General features: G+C 38.8%; 24 protein-coding genes. 19 read left to right on the top strand and 5 right to left on the bottom strand.

Annotated elements, in window-relative coordinates:
- The gene (locus AC1PJ9_RS00535; RefSeq protein WP_002054351.1) at nucleotides 1-615 is read left to right on the top strand and encodes a MarC family protein; all 615 of its coding nucleotides are present in this window, start codon (nucleotides 1-3) and stop codon (nucleotides 613-615) included.
- Between the two features lie 262 nt (nucleotides 616-877).
- Nucleotides 878-1393 carry an acyl-CoA thioesterase gene (locus AC1PJ9_RS00530; RefSeq protein ID WP_004703199.1) on the top strand — a complete coding sequence of 172 codons (516 nt, stop codon included), beginning with the start codon at nucleotides 878-880 and terminating at the stop codon, nucleotides 1391-1393.
- Nucleotides 1394-1524: 131 nt separating this feature from the next.
- On the opposite strand, the gene AC1PJ9_RS00525 is transcribed toward AC1PJ9_RS00530, so the two are convergent.
- Nucleotides 1525-1722 (bottom strand): hypothetical protein, encoded by a 198-nt coding sequence (locus AC1PJ9_RS00525; RefSeq protein ID WP_002054416.1) that lies wholly within the window; start codon nucleotides 1720-1722, stop codon nucleotides 1525-1527.
- A gap of 502 nt (nucleotides 1723-2224) precedes the next feature.
- Between AC1PJ9_RS00525 and AC1PJ9_RS00520 the strand changes: the two genes are divergently transcribed.
- A complete protein-coding gene (locus AC1PJ9_RS00520) occupies nucleotides 2225-3223 on the top strand; it encodes a CobW family GTP-binding protein (protein WP_311086427.1) in 999 nt (332 codons plus the stop codon).
- A gap of 42 nt (nucleotides 3224-3265) precedes the next feature.
- Here AC1PJ9_RS00520 and dctA read toward each other — a convergent pair whose 3' ends face one another.
- Nucleotides 3266-4528: a C4-dicarboxylate transporter DctA gene (dctA, locus tag AC1PJ9_RS00515; protein ID WP_311086426.1), complete on the bottom strand. Its 1263-nt coding sequence runs from the start codon at nucleotides 4526-4528 to the stop codon at nucleotides 3266-3268.
- A gap of 190 nt (nucleotides 4529-4718) precedes the next feature.
- On the opposite strand from dctA, the gene AC1PJ9_RS00510 reads away from it, so the two are divergent.
- The 5 genes from AC1PJ9_RS00510 (at nucleotide 4719) to pgaD (ending at nucleotide 9681) form a co-directional block, all read left to right on the top strand.
- Complete coding sequence (locus AC1PJ9_RS00510) at nucleotides 4719-5249, top strand: YaeQ family protein (RefSeq protein ID WP_311072186.1); 531 nt, start codon at nucleotides 4719-4721, stop codon at nucleotides 5247-5249.
- Nucleotides 5250-5336: 87 nt separating this feature from the next.
- A complete protein-coding gene (locus AC1PJ9_RS00505; protein ID WP_311072184.1) occupies nucleotides 5337-5678 on the top strand; it encodes an FKBP-type peptidyl-prolyl cis-trans isomerase in 342 nt (113 codons plus the stop codon).
- A 233-nt stretch (nucleotides 5679-5911) separates the two neighbouring features.
- Nucleotides 5912-7906: a poly-beta-1,6-N-acetyl-D-glucosamine N-deacetylase PgaB gene (gene pgaB / locus AC1PJ9_RS00500; RefSeq protein WP_263613126.1), complete on the top strand. Its 1995-nt coding sequence runs from the start codon at nucleotides 5912-5914 to the stop codon at nucleotides 7904-7906.
- Between the two features lie 13 nt (nucleotides 7907-7919).
- Nucleotides 7920-9176, top strand: a complete 1257-nt coding sequence (gene pgaC / locus AC1PJ9_RS00495) for a poly-beta-1,6-N-acetyl-D-glucosamine synthase (protein WP_261491610.1) — start codon at nucleotides 7920-7922, stop codon at nucleotides 9174-9176.
- Nucleotides 9177-9261: 85 nt separating this feature from the next.
- Nucleotides 9262-9681, top strand: coding sequence for a poly-beta-1,6-N-acetyl-D-glucosamine biosynthesis protein PgaD (pgaD, locus tag AC1PJ9_RS00490; protein ID WP_263613127.1), 420 nt, complete (start codon nucleotides 9262-9264; stop codon nucleotides 9679-9681).
- Nucleotides 9682-9786: 105 nt separating this feature from the next.
- Here pgaD and AC1PJ9_RS00485 read toward each other — a convergent pair whose 3' ends face one another.
- Together AC1PJ9_RS00485 and AC1PJ9_RS00480 are read right to left on the bottom strand one after the other, a co-directional pair.
- The gene (locus tag AC1PJ9_RS00485; protein WP_263613128.1) at nucleotides 9787-10575 is read right to left on the bottom strand and encodes a crotonase/enoyl-CoA hydratase family protein; all 789 of its coding nucleotides are present in this window, start codon (nucleotides 10573-10575) and stop codon (nucleotides 9787-9789) included.
- Between the two features lie 159 nt (nucleotides 10576-10734).
- Nucleotides 10735-11679: a DMT family transporter gene (locus AC1PJ9_RS00480; RefSeq protein WP_263613129.1), complete on the bottom strand. Its 945-nt coding sequence runs from the start codon at nucleotides 11677-11679 to the stop codon at nucleotides 10735-10737.
- A gap of 408 nt (nucleotides 11680-12087) precedes the next feature.
- Between AC1PJ9_RS00480 and pnuC the strand changes: the two genes are divergently transcribed.
- The 4 genes from pnuC to AC1PJ9_RS00460 are packed head-to-tail and all read left to right on the top strand — an operon-like array spanning nucleotide 12088 to nucleotide 14135.
- Nucleotides 12088-12678: a nicotinamide riboside transporter PnuC gene (gene pnuC, locus AC1PJ9_RS00475; RefSeq protein ID WP_049065220.1), complete on the top strand. Its 591-nt coding sequence runs from the start codon at nucleotides 12088-12090 to the stop codon at nucleotides 12676-12678.
- A 46-nt stretch (nucleotides 12679-12724) separates the two neighbouring features.
- A complete protein-coding gene (locus AC1PJ9_RS00470) occupies nucleotides 12725-13324 on the top strand; it encodes a hypothetical protein (protein ID WP_263613130.1) in 600 nt (199 codons plus the stop codon).
- Between the two features lie 21 nt (nucleotides 13325-13345).
- A complete protein-coding gene (locus AC1PJ9_RS00465; RefSeq protein ID WP_263613131.1) occupies nucleotides 13346-13813 on the top strand; it encodes a hypothetical protein in 468 nt (155 codons plus the stop codon).
- Between the two features lie 22 nt (nucleotides 13814-13835).
- Nucleotides 13836-14135, top strand: a complete 300-nt coding sequence (locus AC1PJ9_RS00460) for a hypothetical protein (protein WP_263613132.1) — start codon at nucleotides 13836-13838, stop codon at nucleotides 14133-14135.
- 45 nt (nucleotides 14136-14180) lie between these two features.
- On the opposite strand, the gene AC1PJ9_RS00455 is transcribed toward AC1PJ9_RS00460, so the two are convergent.
- A complete protein-coding gene (locus AC1PJ9_RS00455; RefSeq protein ID WP_199968365.1) occupies nucleotides 14181-14993 on the bottom strand; it encodes an IclR family transcriptional regulator in 813 nt (270 codons plus the stop codon).
- A gap of 273 nt (nucleotides 14994-15266) precedes the next feature.
- Between AC1PJ9_RS00455 and AC1PJ9_RS00450 the strand changes: the two genes are divergently transcribed.
- The 7 genes from AC1PJ9_RS00450 to AC1PJ9_RS00420 are packed head-to-tail and all read left to right on the top strand — an operon-like array spanning nucleotide 15267 to nucleotide 21187.
- A complete protein-coding gene (locus tag AC1PJ9_RS00450) occupies nucleotides 15267-15572 on the top strand; it encodes a non-heme iron oxygenase ferredoxin subunit (RefSeq protein ID WP_002117586.1) in 306 nt (101 codons plus the stop codon).
- 27 nt (nucleotides 15573-15599) lie between these two features.
- Nucleotides 15600-15899, top strand: coding sequence for a recombinase-like helix-turn-helix domain-containing protein (locus AC1PJ9_RS00445; protein ID WP_005070730.1), 300 nt, complete (start codon nucleotides 15600-15602; stop codon nucleotides 15897-15899).
- Between the two features lie 16 nt (nucleotides 15900-15915).
- Nucleotides 15916-16983 carry an aromatic ring-hydroxylating oxygenase subunit alpha gene (locus tag AC1PJ9_RS00440; RefSeq protein WP_119685590.1) on the top strand — a complete coding sequence of 356 codons (1068 nt, stop codon included), beginning with the start codon at nucleotides 15916-15918 and terminating at the stop codon, nucleotides 16981-16983.
- Nucleotides 16976-17740, top strand: coding sequence for an SDR family oxidoreductase (locus tag AC1PJ9_RS00435; RefSeq protein WP_005070723.1), 765 nt, complete (start codon nucleotides 16976-16978; stop codon nucleotides 17738-17740). The genes AC1PJ9_RS00440 and AC1PJ9_RS00435 overlap by 8 nt, the downstream gene beginning before the upstream one ends.
- An 11-nt stretch (nucleotides 17741-17751) precedes the next feature.
- The gene (locus AC1PJ9_RS00430) at nucleotides 17752-18681 is read left to right on the top strand and encodes a VOC family protein (RefSeq protein ID WP_311086425.1); all 930 of its coding nucleotides are present in this window, start codon (nucleotides 17752-17754) and stop codon (nucleotides 18679-18681) included.
- Between the two features lie 28 nt (nucleotides 18682-18709).
- Nucleotides 18710-19921: an NAD(P)/FAD-dependent oxidoreductase gene (locus AC1PJ9_RS00425; RefSeq protein ID WP_311086424.1), complete on the top strand. Its 1212-nt coding sequence runs from the start codon at nucleotides 18710-18712 to the stop codon at nucleotides 19919-19921.
- Between the two features lie 42 nt (nucleotides 19922-19963).
- On the top strand, nucleotides 19964-21187 hold the full coding sequence (locus tag AC1PJ9_RS00420; RefSeq protein ID WP_144733237.1) for an MFS transporter: 1224 nt from the start codon (nucleotides 19964-19966) through the stop codon (nucleotides 21185-21187).
- Nucleotides 21188-21204: the final 17 nt, after the last annotated feature.

The following is a 21204-nucleotide window of genomic DNA, read 5'->3' as shown; positions in this document are numbered from 1 at the left end:
ATGGTTTCACCATATCTGCATTCTTTTGCTTTATTTTTCTCTTTGCTCAATCCATTTTTAATGAGCATTTATATGATTGGCCTAATCCGCCATTCAGAAACCAAGGTATTTAACAAAGCTTTAATTCAGGGGAGCTTGATTGCTTATATCGTCTTTATGCTGTTTGCATGGGGCGGTGAAGCAATCTTTAGTAAATACCTGAACGTACGCTTTGAGGCTTTCCAGATTTTTGGTGGTCTTATCTTTTTAGTGATTGGTTATCGCTATGTGTTTCAGGGAGCCGACACCATTGGTGAAATGCGCGGTGCACCTGAACATTTAGCAGGAACGATCGCTATGCCTTTTATGATTGGACCAGGCACCATTAGTGCGGCTGTGGTCACGGGTATTGAAATGTCGATAGGTGCTGCGGCACTTGTTATTGGGTTTACCATGTTTTTAACATGCAGTATTTTGATTTTGATGAAATTTTCACATGATCATTTACGCTATAAACATGCAAAATACATCGATCGATATTTTGATATTGTCGGGCGTTTATCTGCTTTGTTAATTGGTACGATTGCTGTTGATATGATTATTAATGGTATTACTGGACTGATCCATAAAGTATAGCCAGGCTTATATAAAACGATGCTGTGTTATTTAAAATGGAACAAAATGGCATAGCATCTTTAGTTTATTTTTGGCTGCTTCTCAGCTTTTTATTTAAGAAAAACTAAAAAATAATTAAAAATAATAGCTTAAAAAATATTCGTTCAAAAAAAGAATTAACAATATTAAAAAATACGATGCTATGTTGTGGATTTAAGCATGTTTTTTTTGTGAATTATCAACCATAATGTTTTCTGAGCTTGTTTTGAGACAGAGTTGAGTCATGCCTACATTAGATGAAATGACAACCGTAACTGATGATCAGTCAGAATTAACCATGTCAGTGTTAATGACCCCAGACATGGCAAATTTTTCAGGTAATGTTCATGGTGGAACAATTCTAAAGCTGTTAGACCAAGTGGCCTATGCTTGTGCAAGTCGTTATTCAGGCAGTTATGTCGTAACGTTGTCTGTAGATAAAGTAAATTTTAAAGAACCAATTTATGTGGGCGAACTCGTTACATTTTTAGCGAGTGTGAACCATGTGGGTCGTACTTCAATGGAAGTGGGTATTCGTGTAGAAGCACAGAATATTCAAAAGCGCACCGTTCGCCACACCAATAGCTGTTATTTCACGATGGTTTCGGTTGATGAGCATGGTAAACCACGTGAAGTGCCTCAATTAAAACTCGATACTGAATGGAAACGCTGTCGATTTGAAGCAGCAGAACACCGTAAGGTGTTGCGCCTACAAGAAAATCATAATCCTTCTTGCAGCATGTATAAGAAAACTTCTTAAACAACAAAGAAGACTAAATTAAAAAAAGATCGAACCGCAGCATGGTTCGATCTTTTTTCTTCACCGAAATTCAACGTCCTGTTTCGTTTCAGCAAAATTATCTCTGAGCTTGGAGGAGAGTACAGAGGTAATTATTGAGCAGCAGGAGCAGCTTCAGAAGCAGAACCTACCGCTTCAGATGCAGCATTTGCAGTGTTTGCTTGCTCTTGAGTTGAAACTACAACTTTATCTTCTGCTGGAGCATGAACTTTATCATGTTTAGAAGCAGCAAAAGTTGAAGCAGCAGTTAAAGCTAGAGTAGTCGCGAGTAAAGTTTTAGCTAATTTCATTTTATGGCATCCTTAAATTCATTAAAAAATAAATCAAACCTAATCGTTCATACCTACCTGATAAAACATGTAGGGCTGAATGACTAAGCTAGGACACATGCTAAGCCGAGCTTTGGATTACATCAATTAACTTAACAATCTATTACGCCTATCTTAACAATATGAAATATACGGGCCGTTTATGTGCGTCTACTGTAAAATTGGAGCGCTTGTTGAGCGCTAAAAATGTGAAAGAATATTTCTTGTTGAGTAAAAAAAAGCCAAGTTAGTTACGTAAACAAAACACTCTGGCATGAATTGTGAATGCCCATAAATAGAATATTCCGTTTAATTATTTTTTATTTAAAGTTAATTTAGATTATTGATGAGAGGTATGTCACAAAAATGCTGTTTTAGCCGGATAATTGAAAACTATAGCTTCAAAATGAAAAATGTTTTCCATGCCACTTAAACAGTGATATACCTTTCTTAGTTTTTAAAACCTTGTTGATTTGAGCCGCTTGTGAAACTTATTGCCCCAAAAACTGTGCCTACCCATATTATCTCAGGGTTTTTAGGTGCAGGAAAAACCACATTATTGCAGCATTTATTAAGTCAGAAACCCAAAGATGAAGTATGGGCAGTCTTAATGAATGAGTTTGGGCAAATTGGAGTTGACCAACAACTGTTACCTCAAGATGAAGGTTATGCCGTAAAAGAATTATTAGGTGGCTGTTTATGTTGTAGTAGCCAACTTCCCATGCATATTGCTTTGGCTCGTTTGTTAAGTGAACAAAAGCCAGACCGACTCTTTATTGAACCTACTGGGCTTGGGCACCCTTCACAATTATTTGATCAGCTTACAGAACCTCATTGGCAAAACAGCTTGGCTATGCGTGCATTGGTCACGGTTGTTGATGGTAGTCGTTTGCATGACACCAATTGGGTTAAACAAAATCTGTATGAAGATCAATTAAAAGCCGCGCAAATTGTGGTGGTGTCGCATGCTGACACCATGACTTTTGAAGATGATCAGGCACTAGATAAGCTTAAAGATGAATACCAGCCTTATCAGCAGCAATGGCTAAAGACCGAGCATGGTCAACTTGAACTAGCACAAATTGATGTCGCTGCTCGTTTAACTGAACGCTCTATACAACCTTTACTTAAGCTTCAAAAACAAATGACCGAAGCTGAAGTTGCAAAAGAAATTCATCAATTGCCTTATCACTATGTTGAGTCTGCACAAGGTTATATTGTGGCGGGTTGGAAATTTCCTAAGCGTTGGAAATTTGAGTTTTATGCTCTGCTCGATGTGTTGTGCGCACAGCAAGACTGGCTACGTATTAAGGGAATTTTTAATACAGATCAGGGATGGAAGACCTTTAACTTTAACCCTGAGCAGTTTAATTATAAGTCTGGTGAAGAGAGCATTGATAACCGTATTGAAATCATTAGCCAACATGAACACGACTGGCTGGCATTTGAAAATGAATTATTAGATTGCAGAATTGATGAATAGAGAACATTGAAAAGATAGCTCAATGTTCTCAAAAATATTCATCTATTTTTTGATGTTGAGTATAGCTTTAGCTTGAGCATGGTCAATGTCTTTTTCCCAATGTGCAACGACTACGGTCGCAACACAGTTACCAATTAAATTGGTGCAGGCACGGATAATCCCGATAAACCAATCTACAGACAATAAAAGCACTAAGCCAATTGCAGGTAAGCTTGGAATGACTGAAAGTGTCGCCGCAAGAATCACTAAAGCAGACCCCGGAATACCGTGCGCGCCTTTAGAGGTAATGAGTGAAACCAGCAAAATAGCCAACAAGTCATGCATAGAGAGATCGATATTGCAGGCCTGTGCAATAAAAATCACGCCTAACGTTAAGTAAATTGAAAAGCCGTCTAAGTTAAAAGAATAACCAGTAGGAATAACCAGACCGACTGTTGAATCTTTAATTCCCAAGTTTTTAAGCTTTTTCATGACTTGAGGGAGAACCGAATCGGAAGAGGCAGTACCTAAAACAATCGCGAGCTCATCTTTAAAGTAACCTACAAATTTGAAAATGTTGAGACCAGCAAGTTTTAGAATTGAACCTAGAACAACCACAACAAATAAAATGCAGGTTGCATAAAAGAGTAAAACTAAATAACCGAGTTGTAGAAGTGAGTCTGATCCGAATTTTGCAGTGGTATATGCGACTGAACCGAATACACCAATTGGAGCTAAACGGATAATCAGTCCCATAATTTTAAAAAAGACTTCAGAGAAAGCTTCAAGTGCCTGACGTACCAGCTCTGCTAAATGTTTAGGAATTAAGAGTAGCGAGACACCAAACAAAATCGCGATAAGTAAAATCTGTAAAATATCGCCGTTGGCAAAAGCAGCCGTAAATGTTTTCGGAATAATATTGAGTAAAAAGTCCGAACCTGTATGCATGTCATGAGCACGGTCGGTATAAGTACTTAAATCTTTAGCATCTAAATGATGAATATCGATATTCATACCGACGCCTGGTTTAAAGACATAAGCAACAATAATTCCCAAAATTAAAGCAATACTGGTGACTACTTCAAAATAAAGAATCGTTTTTGCACCGACTTTGCCCATTTTTTTAATGTCGTTTGCACCATAGATTCCCAGTACCACCACACAAAACACAATTGGAGCAATCAACATTTTAATGAGCGAAATAAAACCATCACCAAGAGGTTTTAAAGCTAGGGAGAAATCATGAAAACCAAGACCTACTGCAATACCGAGGAAGAGAGCGCAGAGAACTTGTAGGAATAAACTACGTTTAAGTTTTTGCCACATAAGTCATCAAATCAAAAAAAGAGGAATACAACCCTCTCAAGCAAAAAGCCCGCCAACTTTAAAAATGCTTAGATGTTTTGGAATAAGATGCAAATTTAGAGTGAAAGAAGTTTTGGGTTACTGCGTTTTTTCTATAAATTTTTAACTAAAATCGAGTATTCTTAGCGCCAAATTTTTGGACATATCAACTATGGCGCTTAAAGCAACAATTTATAAAGCGGATCTGAACATTGCCAATATGGATGACCATATTTATGGCGATTATCAATTGACGCTTGCCTTACATCCTTCAGAAACTTTAGAACGATTAATGGTTCGTGTTATGGCATTTGCACGTTTTGCCAGTGATAGCCTTGAATTTACCAAAGACCTTTTTGAAACTGATGAGCCTGCACTTTGGCAAAAAGACTTAACAGGACAGTTAGAAACCTGGATTGAAGTCGGTTTACCTTCTGAAGATAAAGTGAAAAAAGCCAGTGCCCGTTGTAAAAATGTGGCAATTGTTGCTTATGGTTCACAAGTCGAAGACTGGTGGAAGAGAAACAGTAAAATTAAAACTTTGAGTAATGTTCAGGTATGGCAAATTGCACCTGAAAGTACAGCAGAGCTAGAACAGCTTTGTGAACGCACTATGCAGTTACAGTTAAATGTTATGGACACAGAGTGGACTTTGCTTGGTGAAAAGGGCCAAGCAAATGTGGTGTGGACACAATTACAGTAAAACTGGAAAGCGAAACAAATTTTACAACTTCACTTGCTAGACTAAAGATTGAGTCTGAGCTGTGAATTTAAATGAAACGGAAATGTTATGATCACTGAATTAGAAATTATCGATTTAAAAGTAGGCGAAGGTAAAGAAGCGGTTAAAGGTGCTTTAATTACCACGCACTATATAGGGTGGTTAGAAGACGGTACTAAATTCGACTCTTCAATTGACCGCGGAAATTATTTCGAATGTGTCATTGGTACAGGCCGTGTGATTAAAGGTTGGGACCAAGGCATCATGGGAATGAAAGTGGGCGGAAAACGTAAACTTATTGTTCCTGCGCATTTAGCTTATGGCGAACGCAAAATGGGTAAAATTATTCCGGCAAATTCAAATTTGATTTTTGAAATCGAATTATTTGACGTAAAAACTCGTGATGAGTGATATCAAATTCTTTAGGGTTTGATTTTATATAAGCTTTAAATATAAATACATTCACTATTTATATTTTAGCTTTTTGAATATTTAAGATTATTTTCAGTTTATTTGATTATAAAGGTGAACTGAAAAACTGTTCTTTGGAACAGTCTGAACCTAAGGGCTAAATTGACATAAGGTTTAGTTCTTAAGTTTAAATTTCACATAAATAATCTATATTGCTATTGAGACGCTATTTCATGATTACCCGTTTTGCATCTCCTTTGTTGAATCTAACGCTTGGCTTGGCTTTAGCAGGCTTGTCAGGTATGGCATTAGCTAAGCCTCCTAAAATAGATGCTTCAGAACTTACTGTTATTGGCTATCATGAAATTACCGATACTAAAAATGCCTTAATTCCTCAATATGCAGTGACCACGAAACAGTTTAGTGAGCATATTGATTGGCTGCAAAAAAACGGTTTCCATTTTATTACTGTAGATCAGTTGATTCGTGCTCATCAGGGCAAAACTGCACTGCCGACCAAGCCAGTTTTATTAACTGTAGATGATGGTTATCAGTCTTTTTATCAAAATGCCTATCCAGTGATTAAGGCTAAAAAAATCCCGGTAGTACTTGCAGTTGTTGGTTCTTGGTTAGAGCCTAAAGCAAGTCAGAAAGTTGATTTTTCTGGCGAAGAAATTTCACGTGATAAAATCTTAAGCTGGCCTGAACTTAAAGAAATGCAAGACAGTGGTTTTGTTGAAATTGCAAGCCATAGCTATCATTTACACCGTGGTATTACAGGTAACCCACAAGGAAACTCTGAACCTGCGGCAACGACTCGTTTTTATGACGTAAAAACTAAAACGTATGAAAATGACAGCCAATATCAGGCCCGAATTTATAACGATTTAAAAAAGAATAATCAGTTGCTTAAAGAACATGGTATACGTTCACCACGTATTATGGTGTGGCCATATGGTCGCTATAATATGCAAACTGTTCAAATTGCTAAAAAGCTTGGTATGCCAATTACCATCACACTTGATGATGGTGCGGATCACGCTAAACAGTCTCTACAAAATATGAGCCGTATTTTGGTAGAGGGCGGAATGAGCACAAATGATTTAGCTCAAGAGATTAAAAACCGTGAGTTAAATTTAACGGATAATAACCGTCCGCAAAAAATCATGCATGTGGATCTCGACTATATCTATGATCCAGACCCGCAACAGCAAGAGCGTAATTTAGGTAATTTACTCGACCGTATTAATGCAATGGGCGTAAATACAGTTTATTTGCAGGCTTTCTCTGATGCAGATGCGAATGGTTCTGCCGATATGGTATACTTCCCAAATCGACATATTCCTATGCGTGCTGATTTATTTAACCGTGTTGCATGGCAAATTCAAACACGTACTCCTGTAAGCCGTATTTATGCGTGGATGCCATTATTGGCATGGGAACTACCAAAAACTGATCCTGTATCAAAAGATTTGGTTGTAACCCAACAGGATAAAACGGGTGGACACCTTAATATGGGATACATTCGTTTAAGTCCTTTTTCACCTGAAGCGCGTCAAACTATCCGTGAAATATATCAAGACTTAGCGAAGTCATCGTCTTTCAATGGAATTTTATTCCATGACGATGTGACACTGTCTGATTATGAAGATGCAAGCCCAGATGCTTTAAAAGCTTATGCAAAACAAGGCTTACCAACAGACTTGGCAAAAATTCGTGCAAATGACGAAGATTTGCAAAAGTGGACTGCATACAAAACCAGATATTTAGATGATTTTGCGATGCAGCTTGTGGATCAGGTTCGTCAATATGAGCCATTCCTGTTAACAGCACGTAATTTATATGCGCAAGTGGCTTTAAAACCATATGCGGAAAATTGGTACTCTCAGTCACTTGAAGAGTCATTAAACCGTTATGATTTTACTGCTATTATGGCGATGCCTTATATGGAGCAAGTGAAAAACTCAGATCAATTCTATAAAGATATGGTTGATCGTGTTAAGCAATATCCAAATGGCATTAAGAAAACAGTTTTTGAGCTACAGGCAACGAACTGGCGTAATAACGAAAAGGTACCTTCAACTGAAATGGCTGCGACAATTCATTCTCTCTATGAACAAGGCGTAATGCATGTCGGATATTACCCTGATGACCCAATCAAAGATCATCCGGACGTGAACGTGATGCATAAAGCATTTGCTGAAAAATCATCTCGTCTTGTGCCGTAGTCGAGGCTGAAACATGACAATCTTTGCTGCAATATGGTCGCACGCCCTAAAATTCGTTTTTTATTATCCATTGTTTATGTCATATCTATGGATGATAGGTGCGGTCATTTTCTATTGGAAGGAACGTAAGGCTCCACCTTACGATCAACCAGCTCCATTAGAAAGCTATCCGAAAGTTGCTGTACTTATTCCTTGCTTTAACGAAGGTGATAATGCAGAGGAAACCATTAGTCATGCTTTAAAACTGGACTATCCTAATTTTGAAGTGATTGCGATTAATGATGGCAGTTCGGATAATACGGGTGAAGTGCTGGACCGTTTAGCTGAACAATACGAAAAGCTTCGTGTTGTTCACCTTGCACAAAACCAAGGTAAAGCAATGGGCCTACAGGCAGGCAGCCTGATGACCGATGCCGAGTTTTTAATTGGTATCGATGGCGATGCTTTGCTTGACCCGCATGCAGCGAAATGGATGATTCGTCATTTTCTTCAGAACCCAACAGTTGCAGCCGTAACTGGAAACCCACGTATTCGTACGCGTTCAACTTTGTTAGGACGTATTCAAGTCGGTGAGTTTTCTTCGATTGTGGGAATGATCAAACGTGCACAGCGTACATTTGGTCGTTTGTTTACGGTGTCTGGTGTAATTACCGCTTTCCGTAAAAGTGCTGTTCACCAAGTCGATTATTGGTCTCCAAATATGTTGACCGAAGACATCGACATTACTTGGAAATTGCAGCGTGCAGGCTGGGACATTCGTTTTGAACCGAATGCCTTGGTCTGGATTTTAATGCCTGAAACCTTAAACGGTTTGTGGAAACAGCGTTTACGTTGGGCAATGGGTGGAGCACAGGTTTTAATTAAAAACATTGATGTGTTCACCAAACCAAAATTGAATTTTTTATGGCCTCTCATGTTTGAGCTTTGCTTAACTTTAGTCTGGTCATATTTAATGCTGGCAATGGCTGTGTTGTGGTTGGTACATTTTATTTTACCAGTCCCTGCTTTAGCCGTTGTGAGTTCCCCATTTTTACCGTATGGTAGCGGTATTTTATTGGGGGCAACCTGTCTAATTCAGTTTGCTTTAAGCAAATGGATGGATAGTCGCTATGAACCGCATCTAGGAAAAAACTATTTCTGGATGATCTGGTATCCATTGGTCTTTTGGCTAATCACCATTTCGGCAACCATTGTGGCATTTCCAAAAGTCTTACGACGTGGAGATGAGAAACGAGCACGTTGGGTGAGCCCGGATCGGGGCATTCGTTAGATGAAATGCAAGAGTCATGAGATTTTAAAGATCGTGCTGTATTGATGTCTGGGGAAAACCGCAGCACTTCGTTAGGTAAAGAGAAATGAAGACAAATTCGTTGATTATTGATTTACGTCGTCAATTACCATGGCACAAACGCTATGTTTCTACAACAAGCACAGCCATGATGTGGGGCGGTTGGTTGTTGTTGTGGCGTCCGTTCGTGTTTGTATGGCTATTGGTTGAACTACAAAAAACACATTTGGTACACCGTTTATTTAGTGCCTTTGGTGTGGGAATTGAGCATGGCTTTACAGCACTTATTGCTTGTGCAATTGGTTTGTTGCTATGGAGTCATGTATTGCCTGAACGCCGTGTTGAGGGGAGTGCACTTAACATGAAACAGACAGATGATTATGCACGCTACTTTGATTTGCCAGAGCAAGAAATTGAACAGGGCCGTAGCCAAAAAATTACGGTCGTTCACCATGATGAATTTGGTAAAATTGTTAGAGTTGAATAAACCTAATAAATAAAAAAGAAAGCCCACATGATGTGGGCTTTCTTTTTGCATATATGCTTAGAGAGTAATAAGTTTTAAACCGCGAAGTATAAGTTTGAGTAGGTTTTATTTACCTTTAAAAACAGGCGGTCTTTTTTGCAACATGGCAAACACACCTTCTTGAACATCTTCTGTGGTGAGTAAAGGCTGAAGATGGCTCTGTAATTGGCTAAAAGCAGTTTCATAACCTTCATTAATGGCTTCACGGGCAGAAGCGAGGGTCGCTTTTACAGCAAGTGGTGCAGCTTGCGCGATATTTTCAGCCAGTTCTATTGCACGTTTAAGCTCCGTACCTTCTGAGCAAACTTCTGTAATCAGGTTCATATCAAAGGCGGTTTTTGCATCAAAAGAGTCACCTGTAAGCAAATAACGCATCGCTTTGGCCCAACCTGCTGCCTGAGTAAAGCGGGCAGTTGCACCGCCAAAGGGTAAGATGCCACGTTGGACTTCCATTTGCGCAAACTGAGTATTTTCACTCGCAATTGCAATATCTGCATTAAGAAATAGTTCTATGCCAGCTGTATAGCAATAACCTTGTACGGCTACAATTAATGGTTTACTTAGTTTTCGGCCAACTGTACCCCACGGGTTAATTTCTTCATGACTAAAATCAAAAATACCTGTAGCAAGCTTAGGTTGTAACTCAACTAAATCTAAACCCGCCGTAAAATGGTCACCATGTGCAAAAATAATTGCACAGCGCAGAGCATCATTATTTTCATATTCGGTCAGTGCTAGTGATAAGTCTTTAATGAGGTGGCTATCAAAGGCATTGCGTTTTGCTGCCCGATCTAGACCAATTAAAAAAATATGTCCTCGAGTTTCACGGCTGACTTTCCCTTCTTGATTTGACATATTCTCACGCTCTTTATTTGTCTTTAATTATCTTTTAAACAATCATTTAAAAACGATCAAATACAATTTGTTGATGACTTGGTAAGTGAAAATAAGATGATGCTGTAAATATGAGTTAAAAGTGCAACCTGACTCATAGATGAGCCAAGTTGTATATGTTTAGGCAGAGCGCCTTGAATACATCAATAGCCCTAGACACAACATGATTAAACCTAAAACTAGATGTGAGCTAAGGTGTTCATGGTTGAACCATGTTCCCCAAAAGGTGGCTAAAACAGGGGTGATAATTGTAATAAGCAGTACCGTCGTCGGCTGTAGTACCTTAATGAGCTGATAATAAAAAATCATGGCAAGTACAGAAGAAAAGACAGCACTATAGAAGACCGCGAGTGAAATTTTCAGACTTGGAAATTCAGTTGGAAGATGTGACCAGAAGAAAGGCAACAAGCATACATAACCCACCCACGAGACAAGGCTAGAACCCGTCATTTGTATAATGGGATGAATATGCGCTCCGACAGATTTTACGGCAAAAGTCGACAATACATAAAACAGCATAGCGATCAGCTCTAGCATAATACCAATACTGTTGAGCTGAAAACCTGATGAAGATAGCCCTAATGTAAAACTCATCCCGACAAGAGCAATACCGAGACCAAGCCACTGCCATGATGAAAAACGCTCGTGTCCTAATACAAAGGAGCTAATGAGCCCAGATACTAAAGGAGAGATGCCGTAAATAATTGAAATAATGGCCGAAGGAACTTTATCTGCACCCATATAGCAAAAAGCCATGGAACCAAATAAACCAATGGCTCCTGCACAGTAGCTTAAAATTGCTTTTTTACTAAAGATCAGTTTTAAACGGAAAAATTTTAAACACAGCAAGGCAATCGGAATAGCGATGCTAAAGCGAAGGAATAACCCCCATGCCCAGTGAAGTTCTTGTACTGTCCAGACAGCGGCGAGTGGTGTAAGCGACCAAATAACAATGACCGCAATAAATTGGCCGGCTGTAGCGAGTCGAGTCGGAGATGACGGTAATGCTACAGCCGGCTGAATCTGCGGGCTGGACGTACTCTGTTGTTCAAATAAAGGCTTCATATAAAGCTCCATAAAGTGATGTTTTTTAGGATGAACGAACATAAAAAAAAGCCGCGTTTTATGGCGGCTTTTTAAGAAAAATCAGAGAATATATTATGTAATTAAATTCTTGATTTTTTTATTTAAAGCGCCAAATTGTCCAAAACAAGGACGTCGCCAAATGACCACACAGAACTTAATCTCTGGGGCGTAGAATTGACGCGCTAGACAATAATGGGCTTTAGATAAAAACATGATAAGTATATTAAAAATATAGATGATATTTTTATAACATATAAATAGAAAAGTACAAATTAGATTCAAGCGTGGAATATAGATTTTTTTGAATACGTTAAATTAGTTGTTTGCTTAGGCCCATATTTTTCTCATAATACCTCGTCAAATTGATCTCAATAAGCAGCTGCTCTTATGTCACCTCTAGAAATCTTTGCGGTCTTAATTAGTCTAATTGGAGTCGGATTAACTGTAATTCGCAATATGTGGTGTTGGCTGTTTAATTTCTTTGCCTTTGTTCTATACGCCTATTTGTTTTACGAATTTAAGCTTTATGGTGAAACGATTTTGCAATTCTTTTTTATGGCCGTAAATTTTTATGGTTTTTACTATTGGCTCAAAGGAAAGCAGCAAGATCATGACATTCGTATAGAACCAATAGCTCCTAAAGTTGCAATTTTTCAAATGATCATTGCCGCGGTAGGTGGTTTACTTTTTGGTTTGATACTTAAAAACTTTACCGATGCAGCAGTGCCTATGCTCGACTCACAGCTTGCCGCATTTAGTTTGCTTGCAACTTACTGGACGAGTCGAAAACATATTGCGACTTGGATACTTTGGGTATTTGTCGACATTATTTATGTGGGCATGTTTATTTATAAAGATCTATTTTTAACTTCAGCCTTATATGCAGCCTTTGTGTTAATGGCAGCTTATGGTTGGTATCAATGGGAAAAGGTTAAAAGAAAACAGAACGATCATATAGATTTGAAAAAAACTATTTAATGTATGAGAAAATATTAAAACAATAATCCTGTTTGGAAATTATTTGATGACTCATACTTTAAAAAAACTTTTATTTTGTTTATTTCTTTGTTCTGGTTATGCAAATGCTCAGATTAACGCTGTTCCTTTAAAACAGCTTAGTAAATTACCGGATTCATGTCAGAAAGATGAAGCTGCTGAAAATAATAAATTAGCTATACAGACGGCACAGGTAAAAATACAAAGCTATTCTTGCTTTAAGCCTGATATAGCTGATGCGCTAGGCTATAATGTATTTGCTATCAATTTAGATAAAAATAAAACCTATTATTTTAAAGCGCAAACTCAGGATATATCCTCAATAGCAGGTCAGACTATATATAAAATTGATTCTGAAACCTTTGCAATAGACAATTATCAGGAGCGTGGTGGAAATTTTATTATTTTTTGGGTAGCGGACTGGTCAAATATTTATACACAAGATATTAGTTATTATACGGATGATGAAACTTCCATAGATAGCTTTATTAAAGACAAACAGATTTATTTACAGAAGAAAAAATATTTGGATAATACCAAAACTAAGAAAGTTGGATCTCCTTTAATCATTATGAAAGACAAACAAAAAGGTTTGATCATTAATAAGACTAAGGCACAAAACTTTTAAATCATTAATTTCTGGATTTTTATGAAAAATTTAACTCATATATTTTTATTTTGTATTGGTTTTTTAGTAGCAACTACCTCTTATGCGCAAGTAAATATTAAACCTTTATGGCATGGTAAGGTATTAAACGGTTTTGATATTCCCTTAAATAATCTGAAAAAGCCAAAGCAGGTTATTAAAGGTGAAGCTGATGAATGCAATGGTAGTTATTTTCCAGATCAATGGGTATATGAAGATGGAGTGATACTCTCTACGGGATCTTTAGATAAGGTATATGTAAGCCAGCAAAATGGTCTAAAGTATGGTTCTCGATTATTTAATCATTTAACTACCGAGAATGATTTTAAAAAGTTTTTTGGTAAACAAATAGTTATATCTGAAAATCATACTTACTCTATATTTCCTTGGAAAGGTACTAATGATGGCTTACATTTTCATTTCCGTAATGGAAAATTACACTACTATACGCACTCTATTGATGACTGTTAATGATTAACCTTTAAGAATAGCCATGATCCTGAATTTAGTCATATATAAACAGCAACAGTTTGATGTGATGGCCCAAAAAATTATGGCCGAACCCACAAAATATATAGATTTTAATTCAGTGTCAGATTTTTATAAGGCTGCATGGCTCAAGGATTTTCCACAAGGCACACAGGTCTCTGCGACAGGTTTAGATGATGGTGCTGAAGAGTTTTATGCCGTAATACAGTTTAAACAGCAGTATTTAAAGTTTGATATTAAAGAAAATCATTTGCTACTGAGTTTTCAGGATATGAATGGTGAAGTTTTTAAGCGTAATTTTTAATTGAAGAAATAAAAGCACAAAAAAAGCGACTTAACGTCGCTTTTTTTAATAGATAAATTTTGAAATTTTATCTGCGGTTGTGATCACCATAGCTGCGATATCTTCTTTAAAAGTCTTTTCATCATAAGTGGTAATTGGGCAGCTCACTGAAAGAACCGCTACCATTTTGCCATTTGATTGTTTGAAAATAGGGGCAGCACAAGCAGCCATATCATGGTTGTAATGGCCCCAGCTCACCATCGATTTTTGAGTTTTTACATAACTCAACTTTTGTAAGAGTGCTTTCAAACTGGTTGGGGTTAGTTCTGAGTAACTATCCCACTCATTGAAATTACGGTAACGTTGTCGTACTTCTGCCTCTGGTAAATCTGACAATAACATTTGACCAATGACGGTTGCATGGGCAGGCCAGCGAGTACCTAAACTAATATTGCTGGTAAACGTTCCCATAGATTGAACGTTATTTACAAAAACAATATGTGTACCTTCTAAAACAGTCAGATGCACTGCCAGTTTGGTTTGGTCACGTAGTTCTTTCATTAGAGGCGTTGATAAATCGAGTAATGAAAGCTTCGATAAGCTGTTAAAACCAAGCTCCATGACTTTTGAATCGAGTGCATACGTTTTTTGAGAGGCTTTTCTTAAATAACCGCAAGCTTCAAGTGTATAGATCAGACGAAATGCACTAGAACGGTTCACTTCCAAAATTTCGGCAATTTCTGTAATCGTCATTTCTTGTGCTTGTTGATTAAAAGCTTGCAAGATGGCTAAACCACGCACAAGCCCTGGTACTAAATACCGATCATCATTTTTTGTTGTTTCTGATTCTTGCGAATCTTCTTCAATCTCTAGGCTCATTCGTGTTGTTTTCCTATAAATAAAACAGGGTTCGAATTAGGGCATTATGCTTTATTTTAGAACTATTGTAATTATAAAGATCGCATAAAACAATTTTTATATTTAAAACAAAGTTTTTATTTTGAAACGTAACAAATTATTTAAAATTAATTAATAACATGATTTATATGGTTATTTTTACTTTGACAAAAATTAACCAAGAGTATTATTCTTTGCTTGTGTTTTGAAAATGAAATTAAGTTTTGTATATAAAACAAAACGAGGACGCAAGATATGAGTTGGATCTCAGTTTGTCAGCAAGGTGACGTTAGCGAAGATGAGCCGAAAGCCATCGAAATTGAAGGGAAAAAAATAGGCGTATTTTTCGTCGATGAAAATTACTTTGCTATCGAAAATGTTTGCCCTCATGCGTATGCCTTATTAACCGAAGGATTTATCGAAGATCAAACTGTGGAATGTCCATTGCACGAAGCAATTTTTGACATTCAGACAGGTGAGCTAAAAAGTGGACCCGGGTGTAGAAACCTATGTACGTACCCAGTTCGTGTTGAAGGACAGGATATTCAAATTCAACTCTAGTCCTCACATGTACAAGGAAGCAGAACAATGAAGACATTTAATGAAAAGTTGGCAAGCTGGATTCATGCAACGCCGGCAACCGAAGCAGGTATCAACAATATTCAAATTCCTGGTCAATCTGAATTGTTGGTTTGGCAGACACGTTATAAAGAACCAACTCTCTATGAACAGGATTTTGTAAAAAACTTGATTCAGGCATTTTCTGCGGGCGCAACAGAGTTAGATGACGTTGTTTCTGCACTTAATCAACAGGGCTTCCGTTGTGAATCTGGTGATGAATGGACTTCTGCAAGCTTTACAGAAGAAATGCAACGTTTAGGTTATTGATTCAAGGAAGAATAAAATGAACGCAATCGTATCAACTTCTCAAAGCGCTGAAGAATATTTAGAACTTGGTTTACGTGACCAATGGCATCCTGTTTTAGCAAGTTGGGAAGTCGCTGCTAATCCAGTTGGAATTACCCGTTTAGGCGAAAATATTGTGGTTTGGCGTGATGCCGAAGGTCAGGTTCATGCGCTTGAAGATCGCTGCCCACACCGCGGTGCTCGTCTTTCACTCGGTTGGAACTTGGGTGACCGAGTTGCTTGCTGGTATCACGGTGTTGAAGTTCGTGCTGATGGTGTTGTTGCCGATGTGCCAGCCGTTCATGAATGTCCAATGACCGGAACTAAATGTTTAAAGAACTATCCTGTAATTGAGCAACATGGAGCAATCTTTATCTGGTTTGGCATCGATGCAAATGAACAACCAGCACCGCTTGAGTTTCCAGAGCAACTTGCAAGTGAAGAGTGGAGTGCATTCCTTTGCCAGGCAGACTGGAAAGTAAACCATCAATACGCGATTGATAATGTGATGGACCCAATGCATGGGACCTATTTACACGCGACATCACACTCGATGGCAGATGGTGAACGTACTGCAGAGATGAAGCACCGTACAACCGATAAAGGCTTTGTTTTTGAAAAAGAAGGTCAAACAGGTGTGAACTTTGACTGGGTTGAATATGGTTCAACAGGTGCGAGTTGGTTACGACTTTCAATCCCATACCGCAAACAATTTGGCCCAGGTGGTGAATTTTGGATTGTAGGTTATGCAACGCCGATTGATGCCAATAATACTCGTGTATTTTTCTGGCGCTGCCGTAAGGTAAGTGGTTGGCAACGTAATGTATGGCGCTTCTTATATCGCAATCATTTAGAACAGTTGCATTGGGATGTATTGGAACAAGACCGCATTATTTTAGAAAACCTTGCGCCAAATGCGCGTGAAAAAGAGTTCCTCTATCAACACGATGTGGGTCTTGCACGTTTACGCCGTTTAATGAAAAAAGAGGCTGAAAAGCAATTAAAGAAAATTGCTGCGCTAAATGCATCAAACCGTATCGAGATGCAGGAAGAAGCTCATGGCTAATGTAGCGTTGTTGCAAGGCAAAAAAGTTTTAGTGACTGGTGCTGCGCGTGGTTTAGGCCGAGATTTCGCTCAAGCGATTGCCGAAGCTGGCGCTGAAGTTGTGATGGCAGATATTTTATCTGACTTGGTGCAACAAGAAGCCCAAGCGTTACAGCAACAAGGGTTAAACGTTCATGCTGTCACCGTTGACCTTGCCAATGCAGACTCTATTGAAAATGCGGTTGCAAAAAGCGTTGAAGTCTTACAGGGACTAGATGGCCTTGTGAATTGCGCGGCACTGGCGACCAATGTCGGTGGAAAAAATATGATTGATTACGATCCTGAACTTTGGGATCGGGTCATGAATATTAATGTGAAAGGCACATGGCTCATCAGTAAGGCATGCGTTCCCCATTTAAAGCAATCGGCTGCCGGCAAGATCATTAATGTTGCTTCCGATACAGCACTTTGGGGTGCACCAAACCTGATGGCTTATGTTGCAAGTAAAGGTGCAATTGTTGCCATGACGCGTTCAATGGCAAGAGAGTTGGGACAATCTAATATCTGTGTCAATACATTGTCACCGGGCCTTACTCTGGTTGAAGCAACCGAGTATGTGCCTCAAGAACGTCACGATTTATATGTCAACGGAAGAGCGATTCAACGTCAGCAACTTCCACAAGATTTAAATGGAACAGCATTGTATCTACTGTCGGATTTGTCCTCTTTTGTGACAGGTCAAAATATTCCGGTCAATGGCGGTTTTGTCTTTAACTAAGGAGTAGTCAAATGATTACAGGGATCGAGATTTTAAAGTTTGGAGTTGAAGATAGAGCCGCTTCAAACAAGTTTTTGGCAGATTTTGGTTTAAGCCAAAGTACTTCGGATATTGAAGGCACTGATCTTTACCAAACTCAAAATGGCAGCAAAATTTATTTATTTAATTGTGATGATGACCGTTTGCCAGTTGCTATTGAGCAAGGTTCAACTTTACGTGAAGTCACTTGGGGTGTTGATAGTGCTCAAGACCTTGAAGACTTGGCAGCTCGTTTGGCTGATGTAGAAGGTTTTAAACGTTCTGAAAATACAGTTCAGTGTCTTGACCCAAATGGTATGACTATCCGTTTTGAACAAAGTTTTGTGAAAGATGTTCAAGAACTTAAAACGGAAGGAATTAACCAATACGGCAACATTCAACGTGTGAATGCAGCAAGTCCTGTCTATGAAAAAGGTCAACCTATTGCGATTGGACACGTGGTGTTCTTTACACCAGATTTGGCAAAAACTGAAAATTTCTATATTGAAAAAGTAGGCTTTCATTTATCGGATGCCTATAAAAATCGCGGGGCATTCTTACGTTGCCGCGGTGAAGGTTATCACCATGATTTATTCTTGCTCAGTGTTCCAAATAAACCTGCTGGCTTAAATCACGTTGCGTTTGTAGTACGTGATATCCATGAGGTGATTGGGGGCGGTTTAAATATGAATCGTTCGGAATGGTCAACCTTTATTGGGCCGGGACGTCACCCAATTTCTTCTGCTTATTTCTGGTACGTCAACTCACCATTGGGTGGTGCATTTGAATACTACACTAACGATGATTATTTGACCGAAGAATGGCAGCCACGTGTAGAAGAACATCGTTTAGAGCTTTTCACCGAATGGGCGATTGAAGGTGGTCTTGATGACACAACCCGCCGTCAGGTGAAGCCTGTTTAACAGGTATGGCTTTACAAGGAAGATGGCTATGGAAAAGATCGTAATTGTAGGTGCCGGACAGGCAGCGGGTTGGGCAGTAAGTACCTTGCGTCAAAATGGTTATGTGGGTGAAATTCACGTGGTTTCAAATGAAGATCAAGTGTTTTATGAGCGTCCACCACTATCTAAGCAAGTACTTTCAAAAGAAGCAACTTATGAAAGTTTGAATCTGTTCTCTCCTGAACAGGTTCAAGAGTTCAAGGTTCAATGGCATAAACCGGAAATTGCGACAAAAGTCGACCGTGAGCAAAAACAGGTTCATTTAGAAAGCGGCCAAGTTTTGCCGTATGACAAATTGCTGATTGCAACTGGAAGCCGTGCACGTGTACCCGTCAATACATGGCAGTTCATTCCAAATGTTGTGACCTTACGCAATGTGCAAGACTGTGAACGTTTAGCTGAAATTTTAAAGAATGCAAAAAATGTCGCTGTGATTGGCGGCGGCTGGATTGGTTTAGAAATTGCTGCAACTGCACGTAAGCAAGGTAAAGAAGTTCACATTTTTGAATATGGCGACCGTTTGTGTGCAAGAAGTGTGAGTCCGGAAGTTTCTGCATTTTTAAAAAATATACATGAAGCCCAAGGTACAAAAATTCATTTAGACAGCAAGAGCCTTCATTTGGTTGAAGCGCCGAATCAGAAAGTTGAAGTGGTGAACCATCCTCAAAATAGTCAGTTATTTGACTGTGTTGTGGTAGGTGCGGGCGCTGAAATTGCCAAAGAATTAGGTGTGCATGCTGGTCTCGATGTGAAAGATGGCATTGTGGTGAATTGTTTTGGACAAACTTCAGATCAAAACATTTATGCCGCAGGTGATGTCGCGATTCATCCGGGCTTGGGTTATTGCATTCAGTCTTGGGCAAATGCACAAAATCAGGCAATTGCAGCAGCAAAGTCGATGCTCGGAATTGAAACTGAATATAGCGATATTCCATGGCTTTGGTCAGATCAATATCACTTTAATATCCAGATTTTAGGTACTTATCAACCTGAAAAAACTAAGGAAGTAGTCATTCGCCAAGGCGGTGAAGATCAGGTGAGTTATTTATATCTGGACCATGAAAATCGTTTGCTCAACATGATTGCCATTAATGACTCGAAGCTAGTCAAACTGGCAAAACGTTGGATGCAAGCCAACACCGTTTTAGATCCAAAACTATTAGTAGATGCTGAATTTAATGTCATGAAGTTAAAACCGTAAACATTAAATCTGGTTCTCATTACCAAATCGAAGGAATGACACATGAGTAATGAAGAAAAAAGTGGATTGAAGCATTGGGTACCTGCTTTTGTCCTTATGGTGTGTGTGGTACTGGCATTTTTCGACAAGATTAGTATTGCGGTTTTATTTTCAGATCCTCATTTTCAAAGTGCAATGGGAATTGCTGAAGATAAGGCCAAGCTTGGATGGCTCATGACAAGTTTCTTGCTTGCTTATGGTTTTTCATCAGTCTTTCTAAGCTTTTTGGGTGACATTTTTAACCCAAAGAAAATGCTGTTCTGGAGCGTGACCTCTTGGGGTTTACTCATGTTTTGCATGGGCTTCACCACCAGTTATTCAGGCATGTTGATTTTACGTGTACTGCTCGGTTTAGCAGAAGGTCCGTTATTTGCCTTGGCATACACCATTGTTAAACAGACTTACACAGATCATCAGCAAGCACGTGCTTCTACCATGTTCTTACTTGGAACACCGATTGGTGCATTCCTTGGGTTCCCGATTACTGCAAATGTTTTAGCGCACCATGACTGGCACACCACCTTTTTTGTGATGGCTGGTTTAACACTCATTGCCATTTTCAGCATTGTTTTTGGTTTACGTAACTTGCAGCTCAAGAAAACTGTCGAAATTGATGGTGAGAGTAAACGTACCAATTTCAAAGGCCACATTGCTAACACTAAATTGCTGCTCAGCAACAGCGCATTCTGGTTGGTGTGTCTCTTTAACATTGCGTTGATGACGTATTTGTGGGGCTTAAACAGCTGGGTTCCTTCTTACTTAATGCAAGACAAAGGATTCAATCTCAAAGAGTTTGGGATGTATTCAAGCTTTCCGTTCATTGCCATGTTAATTGGCGAAATTATCGGTGCGTTTTTATCTGACAAGTTAGGCCGCCGTGCAATTCAAGTATTTAGCGGTTTATTACTCGCGGGCATCTTCATGTATGTGATGGTCATTATGACTGAGCCATTATTGATTATTGCTGCCATGTCTTTAAGTGCTATGGCATGGGGTTTTGGAGTAGCAGCTGTATTTGCTCTGCTTGCAAGAGTAACGACCTCAAATGTAGGGGCGACTGCGGGTGGAATATTTAACGGTTTGGGTAATTTTGCAAGTGCAATTGCGCCTGTTCTTATCGGTTACATCGTGATGCAAACACACAGTTTTAATTTAGGAATTACCTTTTTGGCTGCTGTCGCTGTCATTGGGTCGTTGTTCTTGGTTCCTCTTTTAAAACGTTATTAATTCACTGTATAGGAGTT

This window comes from Acinetobacter sp. 70_2 (assembly GCF_056736115.1).
This window is presented reverse-complemented; position numbering and strand designations above follow the sequence as displayed.